A 17,809-nucleotide genomic window follows, 5' to 3' on the forward strand; every position below is an offset into this window, starting at 1 on the left:
AGACTAACGCCGAGGGGGGAGGGCTAACGGGCACGTCCACGGACGTGCCCGCCGCGCCCACCCCTCGTCGGCTCTGCCGGGTCCCGGCACGGCCTCGTGGCCTCCCCCGACGCCCCCACGATCATCCACGGTAGGGATCCGGCCAACCACGGAGGGTCATGAACACCGCCCGGGCGGAACATCGGGGGCCGTCCGGGCCTTGGAACAAGGGAGACCCGTCCCGCACCGCGAGCCGTCGCCTGGCGTGAACCGTGGGGGTGCGGGCCCAACGGCGTGTCGGGGATGTGACAGGCGCGTGAAACGGTTTGCCGAACATGCGTAGGGTGCAGACAACTCTTCAGGGGACCGCCCGGCGACGGGCGCCCGGCCGGCGGCACGACGAGTGAAGGAGGGAGCCGGAGCGATGGGCGACCACAAAGAGCAGCAGCCCGTGCGGGTGGGCGCGGCCGTACGGCGGCGGCGTCGCGCGCTGGAGCTCACCCTCGCCGTCGTGGCCGAGCGCACCGGCCTCTCGGTGCCCTTCCTCAGCCAGGTCGAGAACGACAAGGCCCGCCCCAGCCGTGGCTCCCTGGAGAAGCTGGCCGACGCCCTGCGCACCACGGCGGTGGAACTCCTCGCCGCTGCCGACCCGGCGGCCAGCGTGGACGTCGTACGCGCCGAGCTCGTCACCGAGTCGGACTTCCTGCCGCGCACCCGCTCCCTGGTGCGCGGCCACCACCAGTTGCACGCCTCGGAGTTCACCGGCGACCACGACGCCGGCCGCGAGTTCCAGCACCGCAACGACGAGCTGATGTACGTCGCCGACGGCGCCGTCGAGATCGAGGCCGAGGGCCGCGCCTACCGCCTGGGCCGCGGCGACACCCTGTACCTGACCGGAGGGGTCCGGCACCGCTGGCGCGCGACGGTCCCGGACACCCGGGTGATCGTGGTGGCGGTCGCCGAGCACATCGAGGCCGTGCAGGACAGGGCGCGCTAGGACCCATGGTGCGCGTGGTCTCCCTGGTGCCCTCGCTGACCGAGGCGGTGGCCGAGACGCTGCCCGGTGTGCTGGCCGGGGTCACCGACTGGTGCACCCACCCGCCGGATCCCGGGACCGTCCGGATCGGCGGCACCAAGAACCCGGCCGTCGACCGGATCGTCGCCCTCGCCCCCGACCTGGTGATCGCCAACGAGGAGGAGAACCGCGCCCCCGACCTGGACGCCCTGCGCACGGCGGGTCTCGAGGTGCTGGTCACCGAGGTGCGGACGGTGCCCCAGGCCTTCCGCGAGCTGGACCGGGTGCTCACGGCGTGCGGCGCCCCGGCCCGGCCCCGCTGGCTGGACGAGGCGGAGGCGGCCTGGGCGGACCTGTCCGAACCCCCGGCCCCGAGGACGGCGGTCGTGCCCGTCTGGCGCCGCCCCTGGATGGTGCTGGGCCGGGACACCTTCGCGGGCGACGTGCTGGCCCGTCTCGGCGTGCACCACCTGTACGCCGGCCACCCCGACCGCTACCCCCGGGTGCCCCTGGCGGAGCTGGTGGCGGCGGACCCGGACCTGGTCGTCCTGCCGGACGAGCCCTACCGCTTCACCGCCGGGGACGGCCCAGAGGCCTTCCCCGAACTGCGCTGCGCACTGGTCAGCGGACGCCACCTGACCTGGTACGGACCGTCGCTGGCCGAGGCGCCGCGGGTGCTGGGCGGGGCGCTTCGGGCAGCTCACCGCTGAGCAGCCCCCGTACCGTCCCCGACGCCGCCGCCAGCCACGCGGCGGTCAGCAGGCCGTACAGCCCGGTGGCCAGCGCGTCGTACACCGCGAGCCCGGTGTGCCCGGCGAGGGAGGCGGCGCCGGTGACACAGGTGCCCACCGGGAAGGTGAACGCCCACCAGGTCATCGAGAAGCCCATGCCCCGCCGCCGGGCCCGCACCACGTGCGCCGAGGCGAGCGCCAGCCACAGCAGCGCGAACCCCATGACCGGCACCCCGTACAGCACCGCGAACACACCGAGGCCACGGTCGTAGGGCGCCGGTACGACCCCGGGGGCCGCGTCCGCGATCAGGCCGACCGCGGTGGTGGACTGCCCGAGCGGGCCGAGTACCAGGAACAGGCCCGGGGTGAGCGCGAGCGGCAGCGGGCCGGAGACGAGCGGACGGGCGAACACCAGCGGCAGTGTCGACAGCGTCGCCAGCAGGCTCAGCCCGAACATCGCGAAGCACCCCAGCAGCAGGGTCTCCCGCGGCTGCCCCGGCGGCAGCAGCGGCACGAGGCGCGGTCCGGCCGCGGCGGAGACCATCGGCGCGACGAGCGGCAGCAGCCAGACCGGGCCGGCCTCGCGGGGCTCGCCCCGGTGGTGCGCGGCCATCAGATACGGCACCGCGACGGCGGCAGCGAGCCCCACCGCCGTACCGGTGGTGAACAGGACGGCGTCGAGTGCCAGCGCGGGGCCGGTGCCGATCCAGTCCCGGCCCACCGTCGCCGCACCGCCGCCCACCGCCAGCAGCGCCATGGACAGACACCCGTAGAAGGGGGCCACTGCCGGGTCCAGGAGGTGGGCGCGGGCCCGGTCGCGGTGGTGCGTCCAGTGCCGGGCGCGGGCGGTCAGCAGGGCCACCAGCACGACGAGGGACAGTGCCCACAGCGCGGTGCACACCCCGCGCAGCCCGGGGACGTGCACGGGGAGGGCGGCACCCGCCGTACCGACGACCGAGGTTCCCATGACGGTGGCGTACCAGTCGGGGCCGAGGTGCCGGACCCGGGCGGCAGGGGCGGCGGGCAGGGAGGGGGCTGCGATGACCATGACCGTACGATCCCGCCGCCCGCCCCGGCCGACCAGGGAGTCCGGGTGTATGGGGGCATAAGCTGGTCTTATGAGCGAGCGGAACGCGACGGACGACGGCCTGCCCGGAGGCTCGCTGGCGCACCGGGTGCCCGACCTCGGCGCGCTGGAACTGCTGCTGGCCGTGGCGCGGCTGGGCAGCCTCGGCGCGGCGGCCCGGGAGGTGGGCATCACCCAGCCGGCCGCCAGCAGCCGGCTGCGCTCGATGGAGCGTCAACTCGGCGTGGCCCTGGTCGACCGCTCGCCGCGCGGTTCCCGGCTCACGGACGCGGGCGCCCTGGTGACGGACTGGGCCCGGCGGGTGGTCGAGGCGGCGGCGGCCTTCGACGCGGGCGCGCGGGCGCTGCGCGACCGGCGGGACTCCCGGCTGCGGGTCGCGGCGAGCATGACCATCGCCGAGTACCTGCTCCCGGGCTGGCTGCTCGCCCTGCACGCCGAGCGGCCCGACACCGCGGTGTCCCTGCTCGCGGGCAACTCGGCGAAGGTGGCGGAACTCCTCCTGGACGGCGAGGCGGACCTGGGCTTCGTGGAGGGCCTGACGATTCCCGCGGGCCTGGATTCGGCGGTGATCGCCCGGGACCGTCTGATCGTCGTCACGGCACCCGGCCACCCCTGGGCGCGCCGCCGGCGCCCACTCACCCCGCAGGAACTGGCGGCCACCCCGCTGATCCTGCGCGAACGCGGCTCCGGCACCCGCCAGGTGCTGGACACGGCGCTCGGCGGCCTGGCCAGGCCGCTGATAGAGCTGTCCTCCACCACGGCGGTGAAGGCCTCGGCGGTGAGCGGCGCCGGCCCGTCGGTGCTGAGCGAGCTGGCGGTGGGGGAGGAGCTGTCGATGCGGCGTCTGGTGCGCATCCCGGTCGAGGGCGTCGCCCTGCGCCGGGACCTGCGCGCGGTGTGGCCGACGGGACACCGGCCCACCGGACCGGCACGGGAACTGCTGTCGCTGACGCGGGGCTAGGCCGGCTTCGCCCGGATCGGGCGCCGGTCCGGCTCAGGACGTGGCGGCCCGTACCAGCGCCCGCACGACACGGGTGTCGTCCCCCATCTCCGGATGCCACTGGACCCCGAGCACCCACCCTTCCTCCGGTGGCAGCTCGACCGCCTCCACGGTCCCGTCCGCCGCGTGCGCGCAGGGCAGCAGCCCCGCGCCGAGCCGCTCCACCGCCTGATGGTGGTACGTCGGCACGGTCACCTCCTCCGGGACGATCCCGGCGTACAGGGTCCCGGGCACCGGCTTCACCGGATGCCCCCCGAAGACGCCGACCAGCTCCGCGTGCCCGTCCACGTGCTGCACGAGCGTTCCACCGAGGGCGACGTTGAGGAGCTGCATGCCCCGGCAGATCCCCAGCAGCGGCACCCCGGCGGCCAGCGCCGCCTCGATCAGGGCCAGTTCCCAGGCGTCCCGCTCCGGCGCGGGCGGCCCCGTACGGGGGGACCGCTCGGCGCCGTAGCACGCCGGGTCGACGTCCGGGCCGCCCGCGACGACCAGCCCGTCCAGCCGGGCCACCATGCCGGCGGCCCGCGCGGGCTCGTCCGGCGGCAGCATGGCGGCCAGCCCGCCGGCCCGCTGCACCAGCCGCGGATACGCGGCCGGCAGCAGCGCGGCCGCCAGCTCCCACACCCCCCACCGCGCACCCGGCTCCAGATACGTGCTCACACCGATCAGCGGCCGCACCGTCCCACCGCCCTTCCCGAAGCGCAAAGGTCCATCCGTGTACCTTTGCAGAGGCCGGTCATGCCAGAAACCCCCGCAGCAGCGCCGCCGTGCCCGCGCAGTGCTCGCGCATCATCTCCCGCGCCCCGTCCGCGTCCCCGTCCAGCACCGCCTCGACCAGCGCGGTGTGCTGCCGCTGCGAGTGCTCCAGGTTGCGCACCAGCAGCGGGATGCAGTCCAGCAGGTCGTTGACGCTCGCCCGCACCGCCGCGTACCGCGCGGCCAGCGACGGCGAACCGCACAGCTCGGCCAGCGTCAGGTGCAGCAGCGTGTCCCGCCGCCGGTAGTCGGCGAGCGGGGCCTCGTGGGTGCCGTGCAGGGCCTCGCGCAGCCGCCCGGCCCGCTCCGGGGTCAGCCCGTGCGCCGCGCACAGCCCCGCCGCGCCCACCTCCAGCACCTCACGGAAGCGCAGCACGTCCTCGATGTCCACCTCGGCGATCCGCCGCCGCAGCTCCTCCTCGCCGCCCGCGTCCGCGCGCGGCAGTACGAACGTCCCGCCGTACCGCCCGCGCCGCGACTCCACGAGGCCCTGGTCCTGCAGCACCTTCAGCACCTCGCGCAGCGTCACCCGGCTGATGCCGAGCCGCTCCGCCAGCTCCCGTTCGGCGGGCAGCCGCTCACCGCCCGGCACCAGACCGAGCCGTACCACCTGGAGGATCTGCTCCAGCGCCTCCTCGAAGCCGTTGCCCGCCCGCACCGGCCGCAGCACCGCAGCGAGCGGGCCGTCCGCCGTCCGTGCCCGCTCCCCCCGTGCGTCCGTTTCCCGCGGCATCCGGCCGTGCCCCCTTCCCAGGAAATGGTCCTGAGCAATACCTTATGGCTCCCGGTCCGGCCGAAAAAGTGCCGAACAGCCGAAGGAGGATCTCCCGTGGCAGACCGCACACCCCCACTGAGCGTCGAGGAGCTGCGCGCACTCGTCGCCGGCGGTGAGATCGACACGGTCGTCCTGGCCTTCCCCGACATGCAGGGGCGGCTGCAGGGCAAGCGGTTCGCCGCCCGCTTCTTCCTCGACGAGGTCCTGCACCACGGCACCGAGGGCTGCAACTACCTCCTCGCCGTGGACACCGAGATGAACACGGTCGACGGCTACGCGATGTCCTCCTGGGACCGCGGCTACGGCGACTTCGCCATGCACCCGGACCTCGCCACCCTGCGCCGCGTCCCGTGGCACCCCGGTACCGCCCTGCTCGTCGCCGACCTCGCCTGGAACGACGGCGCCCCGGTCGTCGCCGCGCCCCGCCAGGTCCTGCGCCGCCAGCTCGAGCGGCTCGCCGAGCTCGGCTACACCGCCCAGGCCGGTACCGAGCTGGAGTTCATCGTCTTCAAGGACAGCTACGAACAGGCCTGGGACGCTAACTACCAGGGCCTCACCCCGGCCAACCAGTACAACATCGACTACTCCATCCTCGGCACCGGCCGCGTCGAGCCCCTGCTGCGCCGGCTGCGCAACGACATGGCGGGCGCCGGCCTGACCGTGGAGTCCGCCAAGGGCGAGTGCAACCCGGGCCAGCACGAGATCGCCTTCCGCTACGACGAGGCCCTGGTCACCTGCGACCAGCACGCCCTGTACAAGACCGGAGCCAAGGAGATCGCCGCCCAGGAAGGTGTCTCGATCACCTTCATGGCCAAGTACGACGAGCGCGAGGGCAACTCCTGCCACATCCACCTCTCGCTCGCCGACGCCGACGGGAACAACGCCATGGCCGGACCCGACGGAATGTCCGACGTGATGCGGCACTTCCTCGCAGGCCAGCTCGCCGCCCTGCGCGACTTCTCCCTCCTCTACGCCCCCAACATCAACTCCTACAAGCGGTTCCAGCCCGGCTCCTTCGCCCCCACCGCCGTCGCCTGGGGCCACGACAACCGCACCTGCGCCCTCCGCGTGGTCGGCCACGGCCGCTCCCTGCGCTTCGAGAACCGCCTCCCCGGCGGCGACGTCAACCCCTACCTCGCCGTCGCCGGACTGGTCGCGGCCGGTCTGTACGGCGTCGAGCAGGGCCTCGAACTGCCCGAGCCCTGCCCCGGCAACGCCTACACCGCGGACTTCGAGCACGTGCCGACCACCCTGCGCGAGGCCGCCGAACTCTGGGAGAACAGCCCCGTGGCCAAGGCGGCCTTCGGCGACGAGGTCGTGGCCCACTACCTGAACATGGCCCGCGTCGAACTGGCCGCCTTCGACGCCGCCGTCACCGACTGGGAACTGCGCCGCTCCTTCGAACGCCTGTGATGCGAACGCCTGTGAAAGGTCCTCACGTGTCCGACCCGCACGAGCTGAAGGTCCTCAACCCCGCCACCGAAGAGGTCGTCGCCACCGTCCCCGCCGCCGGCGCACCGGACGTGGACGCCGCCGTCGCGCGGGCCGCGCGCGTCCAGCCGAAGTGGGCCGCGCTCCCGCCCGCCGACCGGGCCCGGCTGCTGCGCCGCTTCGCCGACACCGTCGACGGCCACATCGAGGAACTGGCCCGGCTGGAGGTCCGCGAGGCCGGGCACACCATCGCAAACGCCCGTTGGGAGGCCGGCAACGCCCGCGACCTGCTGCTGTACGCGGCCGGCGGCGCCGAGCGCCTCCTCGGCAGCCAGATCCCGGCGCCCGGCGGCTGGAACGTCACCTTCCACGAACCCCTCGGCGTCATCGGGGTGATCGCCCCCTGGAACTTCCCCATGCCCATCGCCGCCTGGGGCTCCTTCCCGGCGCTCGCCGCGGGCAACGCCGTCGTCCTCAAGCCCGCCGAGACCACCCCGCTCACCGCCCTCCGCCTCGCCGAACTCGCCCTGCAGGCGGGCCTTCCCGAGCACCTATTCCAGGTGCTTCCCGGGTACGGCCACACCGCCGGACGCGCGCTGGTCGACCACCCGGACGTCGCCAAGATCGTGTTCACGGGCTCCACGAGCACCGGCCGCGAGGTCATGGAGCGCTGCGCCCGGCTGGTCAAGCCCGTCACCCTGGAACTCGGCGGCAAGAGCCCGAACGTCGTCTTCGCCGACGCCGACCTCGAGGCCGCCCTCGACCCCCTCTCCTTCCTGGACAACGCCGGCCAGGACTGCTGCGCCCGCACCCGCGTCCTGGTCCAGGAACCGGTGTACGAGGAGGCCCGCGAATTCCTGGCCGGCGCCCTGGCCTCCGTGGTCGTGGGCGACCCGGCCGACGAGAAGACCCGGATGGGCCCCCTGATCTCCCGCCCGCAACTGGACCGGGTGCGGTCCTACGTCCCCGAGGACGCCCCTGCCCTGCGCGGCGTCGCCCCCGACGGCCCCGGCTTCTGGTTCCCGCCCACCGTGCTCACCGGCGAACGGCCCGACTCCCGGGCGGCGCGCGAGGAGATCTTCGGACCGGTCGCCGTCCTGCTGCCCTTCACCGACGAGGAGGACGCTGTCCGCCTCGCCGACGACACCCCCTACGGCCTGTCCGGCTCCATCTGGACCCGGGACGTCGGCCGCGCCCTGCGCGTCTCGCGCGCCGTCCGTGCGGGCAACCTGTCCGTCAACTCCCACTCCAGCGTCCGCTACTGGACCCCGTTCGGCGGCTTCAAGCAGTCCGGACTCGGCCGCGAACTCGGCCCCGACGCCCTGACCGCCTTCACCGAGACCAAGAACGTCTTCATCAGCACGGAGGGCCCCGCACAGTGAACGCAGAACACGTCTGCCGCCGCCTGGTCGGCCGTACCGCCGTCGTCACCGGAGCCGGCAGCGGCATCGGCCTCGCCAGTGCCCGTCGGCTCGCCTCCGAAGGCGCCCACGTCGTCTGCGGCGACGTCGACGAGGAGCGCGGCAAGGCCGCCGCCGACGAGACCGGCGGGCTCTTCGTGAAGGCCGACGTCACCGACCCCGGGCAGGTCGAGGCGCTGTTCGCGGCGGCCCACGACACCTACGGCAGCGTCGACGTCGCCTTCAACAACGCCGGGATCTCCCCGCCCGACGACGACTCCATCCTGGACACCGGCCTGGAGGCATGGAAGCGCGTCCAGGAGGTCAACCTCACCTCCGTCTACCTGTGCTGCAAGGCCGCCATCCCCTACATGCGGCGCCAGGGCCGGGGCTCCGTCATCAACACGGCGTCCTTCGTGGCCCGGATGGGAGCGGCCACCTCGCAGATCTCGTACACCGCCTCCAAGGGTGGCGTGCTGGCGATGTCCCGGGAGCTGGGCGTGCAGTTCGCCCGGGAGGGGATCAGGGTCAACGCCCTGTGCCCGGGCCCGGTCGACACCCCGCTGCTGCGGGAGCTGTTCGCCAAGGACCCGGAGCGCGCCGCGCGCCGCCTGGTGCACATCCCGGTCGGGCGGTTCGCCCGCGCCGAGGAGATCGCCGCCGCCGTCGCCTTCCTGGCCAGTGACGACTCCTCCTTCGTCAACGCCACCGACTTCCTGGTGGACGGCGGGATCTCGGGCGCGTACGTCACCCCCCTGTAAGGGGCAAAGGTGTACGGTCCGCGCGTATGCGACCACTTCTCGCGTGGACCCTGGCAGCGGCCGCCGCCCTGGCGGCCGCGCCCACCGCGCCGGCGGCGCGGCCCGAGTGCCCCCGGCTGACCACCTCCTGGCACGGCGACAACCGCGCCCGTCTGCAGCGCGTCATCGACGCCCGCGGCACCTGCTCCGGGCACACCGGCGCGGTCGCCGCGTTCGACTGGGACAACACGGTCACCAAGAACGACGTCACCGACGCCACCCTCTCCTGGGTCCTGCGCCACGACCGCCTGCCCCGGCCCGCTCGCTGGAAGGACACCAGCGCCTGGCTGACCGAGGCCGCCGACAAGGCCCTGACGGCCGCCTGCGGCACCGGTGCGGGCGCACCCCTGAACACCTCCGCGAAGCCCCGCTGCGCGGACGAGATCCTCGAGATCCGTGAGAACGCCACCACCATGAGCGGTGCCCGCGCCTTCGCGGGCCACTGGAACCACCGGCGCACGGTCCCGCAGTACGCCTGGGTCCCGCAGCTCTTCACCGGCCGCACCCCCGCCGAACTCGCCTCCTACGCCCGCGCCGCCCGCCGCGAGGCCCTGGCCGCCCCGGTCGGCGCGACCCGCGTCCTCGGCACCCACACCGTCCCCGCCTACGTCCGCCACTACGCCCAGCAGCGCGACCTCATCCGCACCCTGCGCCGGGCCGGATTCCGGGTCTACGTCGTCTCGGCGGGCGCCGAGCCCGTCACCGAGGTCTGGTCGAGGGGCGTCGGCGTGGACGCGGCGCACACGATCGCCATCCGCCCCGTCCTGGACCGCCGGGGCCGGATCACCACCCGGACCGAGGGCTGCGGCGGCGTCCCGGCGACCCGGGGAGCGGTGATCCCCTACATCGACGGCAAACGCTGCTGGATCAACCAGGAGGTCTACGGCGTGCGGGGCGCCGCGGCCTGGCAGCGGCAGCCCTGGGAGCGGCGGCCCGCCCTGGCGGCCGGCGACGCCGACACCGACGTCACCTTCGTCGGCGACGCCACCGGTGCCCACCTCGTGATCGACCGCGACAAGCCGGAACTGATGTGCCGGGCCTACGACGACGCCGACCGGCGCTGGCTGGTGAACCCCATGTTCATCGACCCGCTGCCGCTCCGGACCGAGCCGTACCCGTGCTCGACCACCGCCTGGACCGCGCCCGACGGCACGCCCGGCCCGGTCCGGCGCGCCGACGGCTCGGTGGTGCCGGACCAGGCCGAACGCATGCCCTGAGCGTTCCACGGACGCGGCTCGGGGGCCGGGCTCAGGGGCGCGGGCCGCGGGCGCGGCTCACAGGAAGGTGTGGCCCTCACCGCGATACGTGGGCACGGCGGCCGTGACCGTGTCGCCCTCGATCAGGTGCAGGACGTCGAACCGCTCGCACAGTTCACCCGCCTTGGCGTGCCGGAACCACACCTTGTCGCCGATCAGCAGATCGTCCGCGGGCGAGCCGAGCAGCGGGGTCTGCACCTCGCCCGGGCCCTCCTGCGGGTCGTACGCCAGCCCCTCCGGCAGGTACGGCACCGGCAGCCGGTCGGGGCCGGCGGCGCCGGAGGCCGGATAGCCGCCGCCCAGCACGGTGACGACACCCACGCCGGGCCGCCGCACGACGGGCTGTGCGAACAGGGCGGCCGGACGCCCGGTGAACGACGTGTAGTTGTCGAAGAGCCGGGGCACGTAGAGCCCCGAACCAGCCGCGATCTCGGTGACCGCGTCCTCGGCGGCGGTGTGCTGCACACTGCCCGTCCCGCCGCCGTTGACGAACTCCAGGCCGGGCGCCACGGCGCGTACCGCCCGCACCACCGCCGCGCGCCGCTCGGCCAGCTCCCGCCGGGCGGCGGCCTGCATCAGCCGGATCGCCCGCGAGCGCAGCGGCCGCCCGGCCACCGCGTCCCCGACCCCGGCGACATGGCCCTCGTACGCCATGATCCCCACCAGCCGGAAGCCCGGCCGTCGCGCCACCGTCCTTGCCAGCTCGGCGAGTTGGGCGGGGGAGTGCAGCGGCGAGCGCCGGGCCCCGACCCGCACCCGGCCGCCCAGCAGCCGCAGCGAGGTGTCCAATTCCAGGCAGACGCGCACCACTTCACGTCCGCCCTCGCGGGCCCGGTCGATGAGGTCGAGCTGGGCCACGTCGTCCACCATCACGGTGACGGCGCCGGCGAGCTTGGGATCGGCGGCCAGCTCCGCGAAACCCGTCCGGTCGGCGGACGGATAGGCGAGGAGGACGTCGTCGAACCCGGAGCGGGCCAGCCACAGGGACTCGGCGAGGGTGAACGACATCAGGCCCTGGAACCCCTCCCTGGCCAGGACGCGCTCCAGCAGGGCCCGGCAGCGCACGGACTTGCTGGCGACCCGGACCGGCTTGCCGCCGGCCCGGCGCAGGAGGTCGCCCGCGTTCGCGTCGAACGCCTCCAGGTCCACGATCGCGAGAGGGGCGTCGAGATGGGCGGTGGCCCGGTCGTAACGGGCCCGGTCGGCGGCGCGCGCAGTCATGACGGAAGCGTGCCAGACAGGATTACCGCAGGGTAGGGGGACGATACGGGCAGATGCCCCTGGCTCGTGGACTGGTTCTCGTTCTCTCCCGGACAACCCGTAGAGTGACGCGCACGACGGCGGAACGCTCCCGGCCGCATCACCTGAACCGGGATGCCGGTCCAGCCGTACGGGTATGCGTGCCCGGACGGAGCTTCGCACCGGGCACGGCCGAGGAGCACAGCGGCCCGCTTGCGGAAGACGGCCCGGGCACGAGGAAACGGGGGGTGCATGAGCACGGAAGCGCGCCGCGCCCCGATCCCACCGCGCCCCGCCACCCCGCCCCGCCCCGCCACTCCGCCTCAGGGCCACGCCCCGGACACCGCCGCGGCGCCGCCGGGCACGCGCCCGGGGGCCCCGACGACCGGCCCCGCCGACAGCGGCACCACGGCACCGCGGCCCCGCACGACCGGTCCGGCAACAGCCACACCGGACGGCAGCACGGAGCGGGGCGGCCCGGGGGCGAGCCCCGCTGCCACCCCGCCCGCCGCCCGGCCGGGTGACCGGGGCGGCGAGTCCTGCACCGCGCACGCGGCCATGGGCCGGGGCCGCACGGCGCCCGGGGGCGCCGGTGAGCCGAGCGACCGCCGGGGCCCGGGGGCCGGCGCCGACGCGGACGTGCCCGCCGCTCCGACGGCCGGCCCCGCCGGCGGCCGGGGCGCCCCGCGGGGGACTGCCGCCCAGCCGGGCGCGCGTCGTCCAGGGACGGTCCCCACCGCTGCCGTGCCCCCCTCCCCGTCGGACGACGCCGACGACGAGGAGCCCTCGGTCTTCGCACCGCGCGCCGCGCGCAACCCGGTTGGCCGGCGCCTGGAGGAGACACGGCAGGGCGGCGAGCGGTCCGGCGCCGCGAACCAGGCCGGCGGCCCCCGCTTCCCCGCTTTCCCCGCCTCCACCGGGCCCGGCGGCACCGACCCGTCGGGCCCGCCTCCGCCGCCCGCCTCCGCACGCTTCCCCGACGGCCCGCCGAACGCGGCACGCGCGGGGGCGCCGTCCCGCCGGCCGGGCGCTCCGGCGGAGTCCGCGTCGGAGACGACGACCCGGCTGCGGCCGGTTCCGCCGGCGCCCGGGCAGCGCCGTTCCGGGTCCGCCGCCTCGGTGGCGGCGCGGCCCGCCGCTCCCGCCGAGTCCGCGTCGGAGACGACGACCCGGCTGCGGCCGGTGCCGTCCGCGCCCGAGCAGCGCCGTTCCGGCTCCGCTTCCGGGTCGGCCCCGGGCCGGGGAGGCTCGGTCCCGGCGTTCGGCTCCGACCGCCCGCCCTCCGCGCGGCAGTCCGCTCCCGCCCGCCCGGTCTCCCAGCCGCCGCCCGCTCCCGGCCGCCAGGGCCCCGCGCCGCAGCCCGCCCAGGCACCCGGCGCCGCCACCCCGTCGGCCCCGGCGTCACCGTCCGGGACCGGCGCGCGTGACGGGCGGGCCGCGTGGAGTCCGGGCGACCCCGCCCACCCCGCGAACCCCGCTCCGGTGTCACCCGACCCCGTCCTGTCCTGGAGCGCGGGCGGGGCCGCCCGGCCGGTCGTGTCGATCGGGGAGGCCGAGTACGGTGAGCGGCCGCGGACCCGGACCCCCGCGTGGCTGCGGCCCCGCGCGGCCGCTGCCGCCGCCTGCCTGGTCCTCGGTCTCGGCCTCGTCGGCGGTGCGGTGACCGGGAGCTGGCTCACCGGCGACGGCTCCGACGGCAAGGCCGGCACCGGGTTCAGCGCGGCCGGGACGCTGTGGCACAGCGTGCCCGTGGACCGGCTGTTCCCGCCCACCGTCCAGGGCACCGGCGCGGGCCCCGGCGGCGCCGACCGCACCTGGACGCGGATCGCCGTCGCCCCGGACAGCGGCTGCGCCGACGCCTTCGACCCGCTGCTGCGCAAGGTCCTCGCCCCGGTCGGCTGCCGTCGGCTGCTGCGCGCCACGTACACCGACGCCACCCAGAGCCATGTCACCACCGTGGGCCTGCTGTTCACCAAGGGCGACCCCGCCGCCATGTCCGCGCTCGCGGCCCGCTTCCGCGACGAACACCTGGACCGGCGCGCCGACCTGATGCCCCGGCCGTACGCCGCCAAGGGCACCGCCGCGGCCCGGTTCGGCGACGGGCAGCGCGCCACCTGGACCGTCTCCGTCCTCACCGACGCCCCCGTCGTCGCCTACGCGGTGTCCGGCTGGGCCGACGGCCGTACGGTCGACTCTCCGCAGCCCGCCGCGGAGGCCGTACGGTCCGGCGCCGGCTCGGCGCCCGCCCAGGCCGGCCTGGGCCAGGAGGCGCAGGGCCTGGCCGACCGCGTCGAACGCCGGCTGCGCCAGACCGCCGGACCGGCCACGGAGAGCCCCTCATGAGGCGGCCGACGCGCCGAGGCCACCGCCCGCGCGGGACCGGGTCCGCGGTGAGCCTGCTGCTCGCCGGCTCCCTGGTCCTGCTGCCGTCCGCCGCCGCCCACGCCGACGGCATCCGCGCCCAGCAGTGGAGTCTGTCCGCGCTGCGCCTGGACGAGGCCTGGCAGACCACCAAGGGCCGGGGCGTCACCGTCGCCGTGCTGGACACCGGGGTCGAGGCCGACCACCCGGACCTGGCCGGCAACGTCCTGGACGCCAAGGACATGATCGGTTTCGGTGCCGGTCCCGGCGACCGCGACTGGGCCCGGCACGGCACCGCCATGGCCGGCATCATCGCCGGCCACGGCCACGGCGCCGGACACACCGCCGGTGTCATGGGCGTCGCCCCCGAGGCGAAGATCCTGCCCGTGCGGGTCATCCTCGAGGACGGCGACTCCGCCCGCGGCAAGGCCCGCACCACCCGGGGCAACGCCCTCGCCGACGGCATCCGCTGGGCCGCCGACCACGGCGCCGACGTCATCAACCTCTCGCTCGGCGACGACTCGAACTCCGCCCATCCGGAGCCGAGCGAGGACGAGGCCGTGCAGTACGCCCTGAAGAAGGGCGTGGTGGTCGTGGCCTCCGCGGGCAACGGCGGCGCCAAGGGCGACCACGTCTCCTACCCGGCCGCCTACCCGGGCGTCATCGCCGCCACCGCCGTCGACCGCTACGGCACCCGCGCCTCCTTCTCCACCCGCCGCTGGTACGCCGCGGTCAGCGCGCCCGGCGTGAACGTCGTGATCGCCGACCCCGACCACAAGTACTACGAGGGCTGGGGCACCTCGGCCGCCGCCGCGTACGTCTCGGGCGCGGCGGCACTGGTCAAGGCGGCCCATCCGGGGCTGACCCCGGCCCAGGTCAAGAAGCTCCTGGAGGACACCGCCCGCGACGCCCCGGTGGGCGGCCGGGACGACTCCCGCGGCTTCGGCATGATCGACCCCGCGGCGGCCCTGAAGGCCGCGGCCCGCCTCGAACCCCGGAGCCTGCGCCCGGCGTCGTACGGGGAGAAGTACTTCGGCCCCGGCCCGAACACCGACAGGGCCACCGCCTCCACGTCCGGCTGGGCGGGCCCGCTCGCGGGCGGCACCGGCGCGGTACTGCTGGTGGCCGGTGTGGTCCTGTGGCGGGGCCGGAACCGGGGACGGCGGCGGGACGGGGAGTACTAGGGCCTGGCGGCTCCGGAGAGCATGGCGGGCACCGGTCCGAACGCCTCCCGGTGGTCCGCCGCCCATTGCGCGTACGACCGGGCGGCGCGGCCGGTGACGCGGGTGACGGACGGGTCCACGGTGGCCTTGCGGCCCCTCGACTGCCGTTCGGCGCTCCGCAGCAGAGCCTCGACCACGTGCGGCGGATGACGGCGCGTCCAGCGGGCCGCGGCCTGCCGCACCGTCAGTTCGCGGCACACCAGCGGGCGGCCGAGCACCCTGGACAGCTCCCGGGTCTGCCCGGCGGCGGAGATCGCCTCCGGGCCGGTGAGCGCGTGGATCCGGCCCGCGTGCCCCGGGGAGGTCAGCGCGGCCACCGCGACCTCGGCGATGTCACGGGGGTCGACGCAGGCGCTCGGCGCCTCGGGGTGCAGGGCGTGCACCACGCCCTCGGAGCGGATGGAGCCCGCCCACGCCAGCGTGTTGGTCATGAACGCGCGCGGGCGCAGCAGCGTCCACTCCAGGCCGCAGGAGCGCAGGAGGTCCTCGCAGTCCCGCTGCCAGCGCGTGATCAGGTCGTCGGCGTCGTCCTCACCGGCCGCGTACGCGGACAGCTTCACCACGTGCCGCACCCCGGCCGCCTCGGCGGCCCGCAGGAAACGCGCGTCGCTGTCGCCGCCGGGATCACGGGTGACCAGGAACGCCCGGTCCACCCCCGCGAGCGCCCGCAGCAGGGAGCCGTGGTCCTGGTATGAGCCGACGGCCACCTCACAGCCGGGGCCGAGCACCGGCAGCCGGGCCGGGTCACGGCAGAACACGCGCACCGGGCCGGCCGACGCCAGCGTCCGCGCCACCTCGCCGCCCACCACACCGGTCGCGCCCGTCACCAGAATCATGCGGAGACCTCCCCAGCGGGATAACGGGGACCGGACCCGGCCGGCGACCGCGTCCGGTCCCTCGAAGAGCGAACGGATGACCGATCGTGGTCCGGGCCGCTGACCCGCCACTGACATGCGGACAACGCTGTCATGCCGGACGCCGCTGCCGCCGGCAGGGGTCAGCGGCATGTCAGGCGGCTCGTCAAGACTGCCGCGAACACCGGGCCGACGACGGCCCGCACCGATGCGGCCGGCCACCGGGCCCGGCGCCGCGGACGCGCCCCACGTGGTGGACCGGGGGCCGGGCGGCGCGCCGCCACCGCGAGGGCGTGAAACCGACGCCGTGGGCCCGGCCCGAGCCGAGCGACAGCACAGTCAGGAATCGAGGAAGACGGATGACCACGCCAACGACCCGAGCCCAGACACGCGTTCAGCAGACCGGCCACGCCCCGGCGGGGCCACCCCACCCCGCGGGCCGGGGCTACGACGCCGACTCCTGGCTCACCGACCTCACCGTCGACCAGAGCGACCCGTTCTTCTACGACCACCCGCTGGACCACGTCCCCGGCATGCTCCTGGTGTGCGCCATGGCGGACGCCGTCAGCGACCGCGTCGACGTCCCGGCGGGCTCCCGCGTGAAATTGGTCGTCAACTTCCGGGTCATGCCCGAGCTTGCCCCGGGCCTGGTGCTCTACGCGGCACCGCCCGAGAACGGCCGCCACACCCTGCGCGTCACCCAGGGCCCGACCGTCGTGGCGGACAGCTGGTTCACCCTCGCCACCGACCCGGAGGGCGACCGGCCCGCCGCGGCGGCCTTACCACCCGCCCCGGCCGCCGAGCCCGCCCGCGCCTTCCTGGTGCACCGCACCCGCCCGGAGAACGTCATGCTCGGCGAACCCCTGGCCGACGACGGCGTGTTCACCGCTCCGGTCCTGTTGCCGGAGGCCGGGCACACCCTGGCGAGCCGCCGCCCGGGCCGCCGCTCGGTGAAGTCGGTGGTCGAGGCCGGCCGTCAGTTCGCCACCTGGCTCTCGCACCGGGTCGGCGGCTGGCCGGACGAGGTGCAGATGCTGTGGCTGCGGCTCACCGCCGACCTGCCCACCGACCTGCCCGCCACGCTCCCGCTGGCGCTGCGCTGGCGGCAGACCCGCATGTCCGACGACAAGGCCCGGCTCACCTTCGAGCTGATCGCGGGCGAGGGGCCGGGCACCCGGATCGGCAGCCTCGTCTACGTCAGCAAGGGCCTGACCCCCGAGGCCTACCGGGCCTTCCGCGCCGGGGCCGGGGCGGCGGCATGAACCAGCGCCTCGTCGTCCTCGTCCTGCGCGCCCTGCTGCCGCTGACCTGCGCCCTGTTCGCCCTCGCCATCGCGCTGCAGCTCACCTCGGACACCGCGGGACCGCACGCGATGGCCGCCCTGTTCGCGGGCCTCTACGTGCTGTGGATCCTCGCCGAGACCGGCATCACCGTGCGCCACCCCAAGCAGTCCGCCGCCGAGAACAGCACCCTGCTGCCGTACGCCCTGACCCGGGCCGGCACCGGTGTCTCCGCGGTGCTGTGGCCGCTGCCCTGGCACACCTGGTCGGTGTGGCTGACCGTGCCGGTCGTGGTGTTCACCGCGTCCGTCGCGCTGCGCCTGACCGCCATCCGCACCCTCGGCCGGTTCTACTCCCACCACGTGGTCCGCTACTCCGACCACTCCATCGTCACCCACGGCCCCTACCGGCATGTACGGCACCCCGCGTACACCGGGATGCTGCTGGCCAACGCCGCGTTCGTGGCGTTCTTCTGCAACCCGCTCAGCGTGCTGTTCCTGCTCGCCCTCGCCGCGGTGATCGTGTGGCGGATCCGGGTCGAGGAGCGCGTGCTGTGGGCCGTCCCCGGATACCCGGGATACGCGGGCGGCCGGGCGCGGCTGCTGCCGGGGGTGTGGTAGCC

At 75.4% G+C, this 17,809-nt stretch carries 16 protein-coding genes; 11 read left to right on the forward strand and 5 right to left on the reverse strand.

Features of this window, described 5'->3' with window-relative positions:
• Positions 1 to 403: 403 nt before the first annotated feature.
• Positions 404 to 976, forward strand: a complete 573-nt coding sequence (locus ACZ6B1_RS21035; RefSeq protein WP_468780463.1) for a helix-turn-helix domain-containing protein — start codon at positions 404 to 406, stop codon at positions 974 to 976.
• An 8-nt stretch (positions 977 to 984) separates the two neighbouring features.
• Complete coding sequence (locus ACZ6B1_RS21040) at positions 985 to 1,704, forward strand: helical backbone metal receptor (RefSeq protein WP_468780887.1); 720 nt, start codon at positions 985 to 987, stop codon at positions 1,702 to 1,704.
• Here ACZ6B1_RS21040 and ACZ6B1_RS21045 read toward each other — a convergent pair.
• Positions 1,616 to 2,773, reverse strand: a complete 1,158-nt coding sequence (locus tag ACZ6B1_RS21045) for a TDT family transporter (RefSeq protein ID WP_468780465.1) — start codon at positions 2,771 to 2,773, stop codon at positions 1,616 to 1,618. The two genes, ACZ6B1_RS21040 and ACZ6B1_RS21045, sit on opposite strands and share 89 nt — an antisense overlap.
• 70 nt (positions 2,774 to 2,843) lie before the next feature.
• Between ACZ6B1_RS21045 and ACZ6B1_RS21050 the strand changes: the two genes are divergently transcribed.
• The gene (locus ACZ6B1_RS21050) at positions 2,844 to 3,773 is read left to right on the forward strand and encodes a LysR family transcriptional regulator (protein WP_468780467.1); all 930 of its coding nucleotides are present in this window, start codon (positions 2,844 to 2,846) and stop codon (positions 3,771 to 3,773) included.
• A gap of 33 nt (positions 3,774 to 3,806) precedes the next feature.
• Here ACZ6B1_RS21050 and ACZ6B1_RS21055 read toward each other — a convergent pair whose 3' ends face one another.
• Positions 3,807 to 4,481, reverse strand: a complete 675-nt coding sequence (locus ACZ6B1_RS21055) for a gamma-glutamyl-gamma-aminobutyrate hydrolase family protein (protein WP_468780889.1) — start codon at positions 4,479 to 4,481, stop codon at positions 3,807 to 3,809.
• 67 nt (positions 4,482 to 4,548) lie between these two features.
• On the reverse strand, positions 4,549 to 5,301 hold the full coding sequence (locus ACZ6B1_RS21060) for a FadR/GntR family transcriptional regulator (RefSeq protein WP_468780469.1): 753 nt from the start codon (positions 5,299 to 5,301) through the stop codon (positions 4,549 to 4,551).
• Positions 5,302 to 5,397: 96 nt separating this feature from the next.
• On the opposite strand from ACZ6B1_RS21060, the gene ACZ6B1_RS21065 reads away from it, so the two are divergent.
• From ACZ6B1_RS21065 to ACZ6B1_RS21080, 4 genes are read left to right on the forward strand one after another with little or no spacing between them, the layout of a single operon-like run.
• Positions 5,398 to 6,756 (forward strand): glutamine synthetase family protein, encoded by a 1,359-nt coding sequence (locus ACZ6B1_RS21065; protein WP_468780471.1) that lies wholly within the window; start codon positions 5,398 to 5,400, stop codon positions 6,754 to 6,756.
• Between the two features lie 26 nt (positions 6,757 to 6,782).
• Positions 6,783 to 8,156 (forward strand): aldehyde dehydrogenase family protein, encoded by a 1,374-nt coding sequence (locus ACZ6B1_RS21070; RefSeq protein WP_468780473.1) that lies wholly within the window; start codon positions 6,783 to 6,785, stop codon positions 8,154 to 8,156.
• Positions 8,153 to 8,935 (forward strand): 3-oxoacyl-ACP reductase, encoded by a 783-nt coding sequence (locus ACZ6B1_RS21075; protein WP_468780475.1) that lies wholly within the window; start codon positions 8,153 to 8,155, stop codon positions 8,933 to 8,935. Before ACZ6B1_RS21070 ends, ACZ6B1_RS21075 begins: the two co-directional genes overlap by 4 nt.
• A 26-nt stretch (positions 8,936 to 8,961) precedes the next feature.
• Positions 8,962 to 10,191 (forward strand): HAD family hydrolase, encoded by a 1,230-nt coding sequence (locus ACZ6B1_RS21080; RefSeq protein WP_468780478.1) that lies wholly within the window; start codon positions 8,962 to 8,964, stop codon positions 10,189 to 10,191.
• A gap of 57 nt (positions 10,192 to 10,248) precedes the next feature.
• Here ACZ6B1_RS21080 and ACZ6B1_RS21085 read toward each other — a convergent pair whose 3' ends face one another.
• Positions 10,249 to 11,451, reverse strand: coding sequence for an amino acid deaminase/aldolase (locus ACZ6B1_RS21085; RefSeq protein ID WP_468780480.1), 1,203 nt, complete (start codon positions 11,449 to 11,451; stop codon positions 10,249 to 10,251).
• 270 nt (positions 11,452 to 11,721) lie between these two features.
• Between ACZ6B1_RS21085 and ACZ6B1_RS21090 the strand changes: the two genes are divergently transcribed.
• Both ACZ6B1_RS21090 and mycP read left to right on the forward strand, forming a co-directional pair.
• The gene (locus ACZ6B1_RS21090; protein ID WP_468780482.1) at positions 11,722 to 13,812 is read left to right on the forward strand and encodes a hypothetical protein; all 2,091 of its coding nucleotides are present in this window, start codon (positions 11,722 to 11,724) and stop codon (positions 13,810 to 13,812) included.
• Complete coding sequence (gene mycP, locus ACZ6B1_RS21095; RefSeq protein WP_468780484.1) at positions 13,809 to 15,014, forward strand: type VII secretion-associated serine protease mycosin; 1,206 nt, start codon at positions 13,809 to 13,811, stop codon at positions 15,012 to 15,014. Before ACZ6B1_RS21090 ends, mycP begins: the two co-directional genes overlap by 4 nt.
• Here the strand turns inward: mycP and ACZ6B1_RS21100 are convergent.
• The gene (locus ACZ6B1_RS21100) at positions 15,011 to 15,889 is read right to left on the reverse strand and encodes an SDR family oxidoreductase (protein WP_468780486.1); all 879 of its coding nucleotides are present in this window, start codon (positions 15,887 to 15,889) and stop codon (positions 15,011 to 15,013) included. The genes mycP and ACZ6B1_RS21100 overlap by 4 nt on opposite strands.
• A 377-nt stretch (positions 15,890 to 16,266) precedes the next feature.
• Between ACZ6B1_RS21100 and ACZ6B1_RS21105 the strand changes: the two genes are divergently transcribed.
• Both ACZ6B1_RS21105 and ACZ6B1_RS21110 read left to right on the forward strand, forming a co-directional pair.
• Positions 16,267 to 17,169, forward strand: coding sequence for an AfsA-related hotdog domain-containing protein (locus tag ACZ6B1_RS21105; RefSeq protein WP_468780488.1), 903 nt, complete (start codon positions 16,267 to 16,269; stop codon positions 17,167 to 17,169).
• Entirely contained in the window at positions 17,166 to 17,807 is a 642-nt protein-coding gene (locus tag ACZ6B1_RS21110; protein WP_468780489.1) for a methyltransferase family protein, read from the forward strand. The genes ACZ6B1_RS21105 and ACZ6B1_RS21110 overlap by 4 nt, the downstream gene beginning before the upstream one ends.
• Positions 17,808 to 17,809 lie beyond the last annotated feature (2 nt).

The organism is Streptomyces sp. NPDC041129, assembly GCF_055592265.1.

Bases quoted from the DNA above. Each gene is read 5' to 3' on its own strand.
- ACZ6B1_RS21035 (WP_468780463.1), top strand. From the start codon at position 404: ATGGGCGACCACAAAGAGCAGCAGCCCGTGCGGGTGGGCGCGGCCGTA.
- ACZ6B1_RS21090 (WP_468780482.1), top strand. From the start codon at position 11,722: ATGAGCACGGAAGCGCGCCGCGCCCCGATCCCACCGCGCCCCGCCACC.
- ACZ6B1_RS21110 (WP_468780489.1), top strand. From the start codon at position 17,166: ATGAACCAGCGCCTCGTCGTCCTCGTCCTGCGCGCCCTGCTGCCGCTG.
- mycP (WP_468780484.1), top strand. From the start codon at position 13,809: ATGAGGCGGCCGACGCGCCGAGGCCACCGCCCGCGCGGGACCGGGTCC.
- ACZ6B1_RS21060 (WP_468780469.1), bottom strand. From the start codon at position 5,301: ATGCCGCGGGAAACGGACGCACGGGGGGAGCGGGCACGGACGGCGGAC.
- ACZ6B1_RS21045 (WP_468780465.1), bottom strand. From the start codon at position 2,773: ATGGTCATCGCAGCCCCCTCCCTGCCCGCCGCCCCTGCCGCCCGGGTC.
- ACZ6B1_RS21080 (WP_468780478.1), top strand. From the start codon at position 8,962: ATGCGACCACTTCTCGCGTGGACCCTGGCAGCGGCCGCCGCCCTGGCG.
- ACZ6B1_RS21085 (WP_468780480.1), bottom strand. From the start codon at position 11,451: ATGACTGCGCGCGCCGCCGACCGGGCCCGTTACGACCGGGCCACCGCC.
- ACZ6B1_RS21100 (WP_468780486.1), bottom strand. From the start codon at position 15,889: ATGATTCTGGTGACGGGCGCGACCGGTGTGGTGGGCGGCGAGGTGGCG.
- ACZ6B1_RS21105 (WP_468780488.1), top strand. From the start codon at position 16,267: ATGACCACGCCAACGACCCGAGCCCAGACACGCGTTCAGCAGACCGGC.
- ACZ6B1_RS21050 (WP_468780467.1), top strand. From the start codon at position 2,844: ATGAGCGAGCGGAACGCGACGGACGACGGCCTGCCCGGAGGCTCGCTG.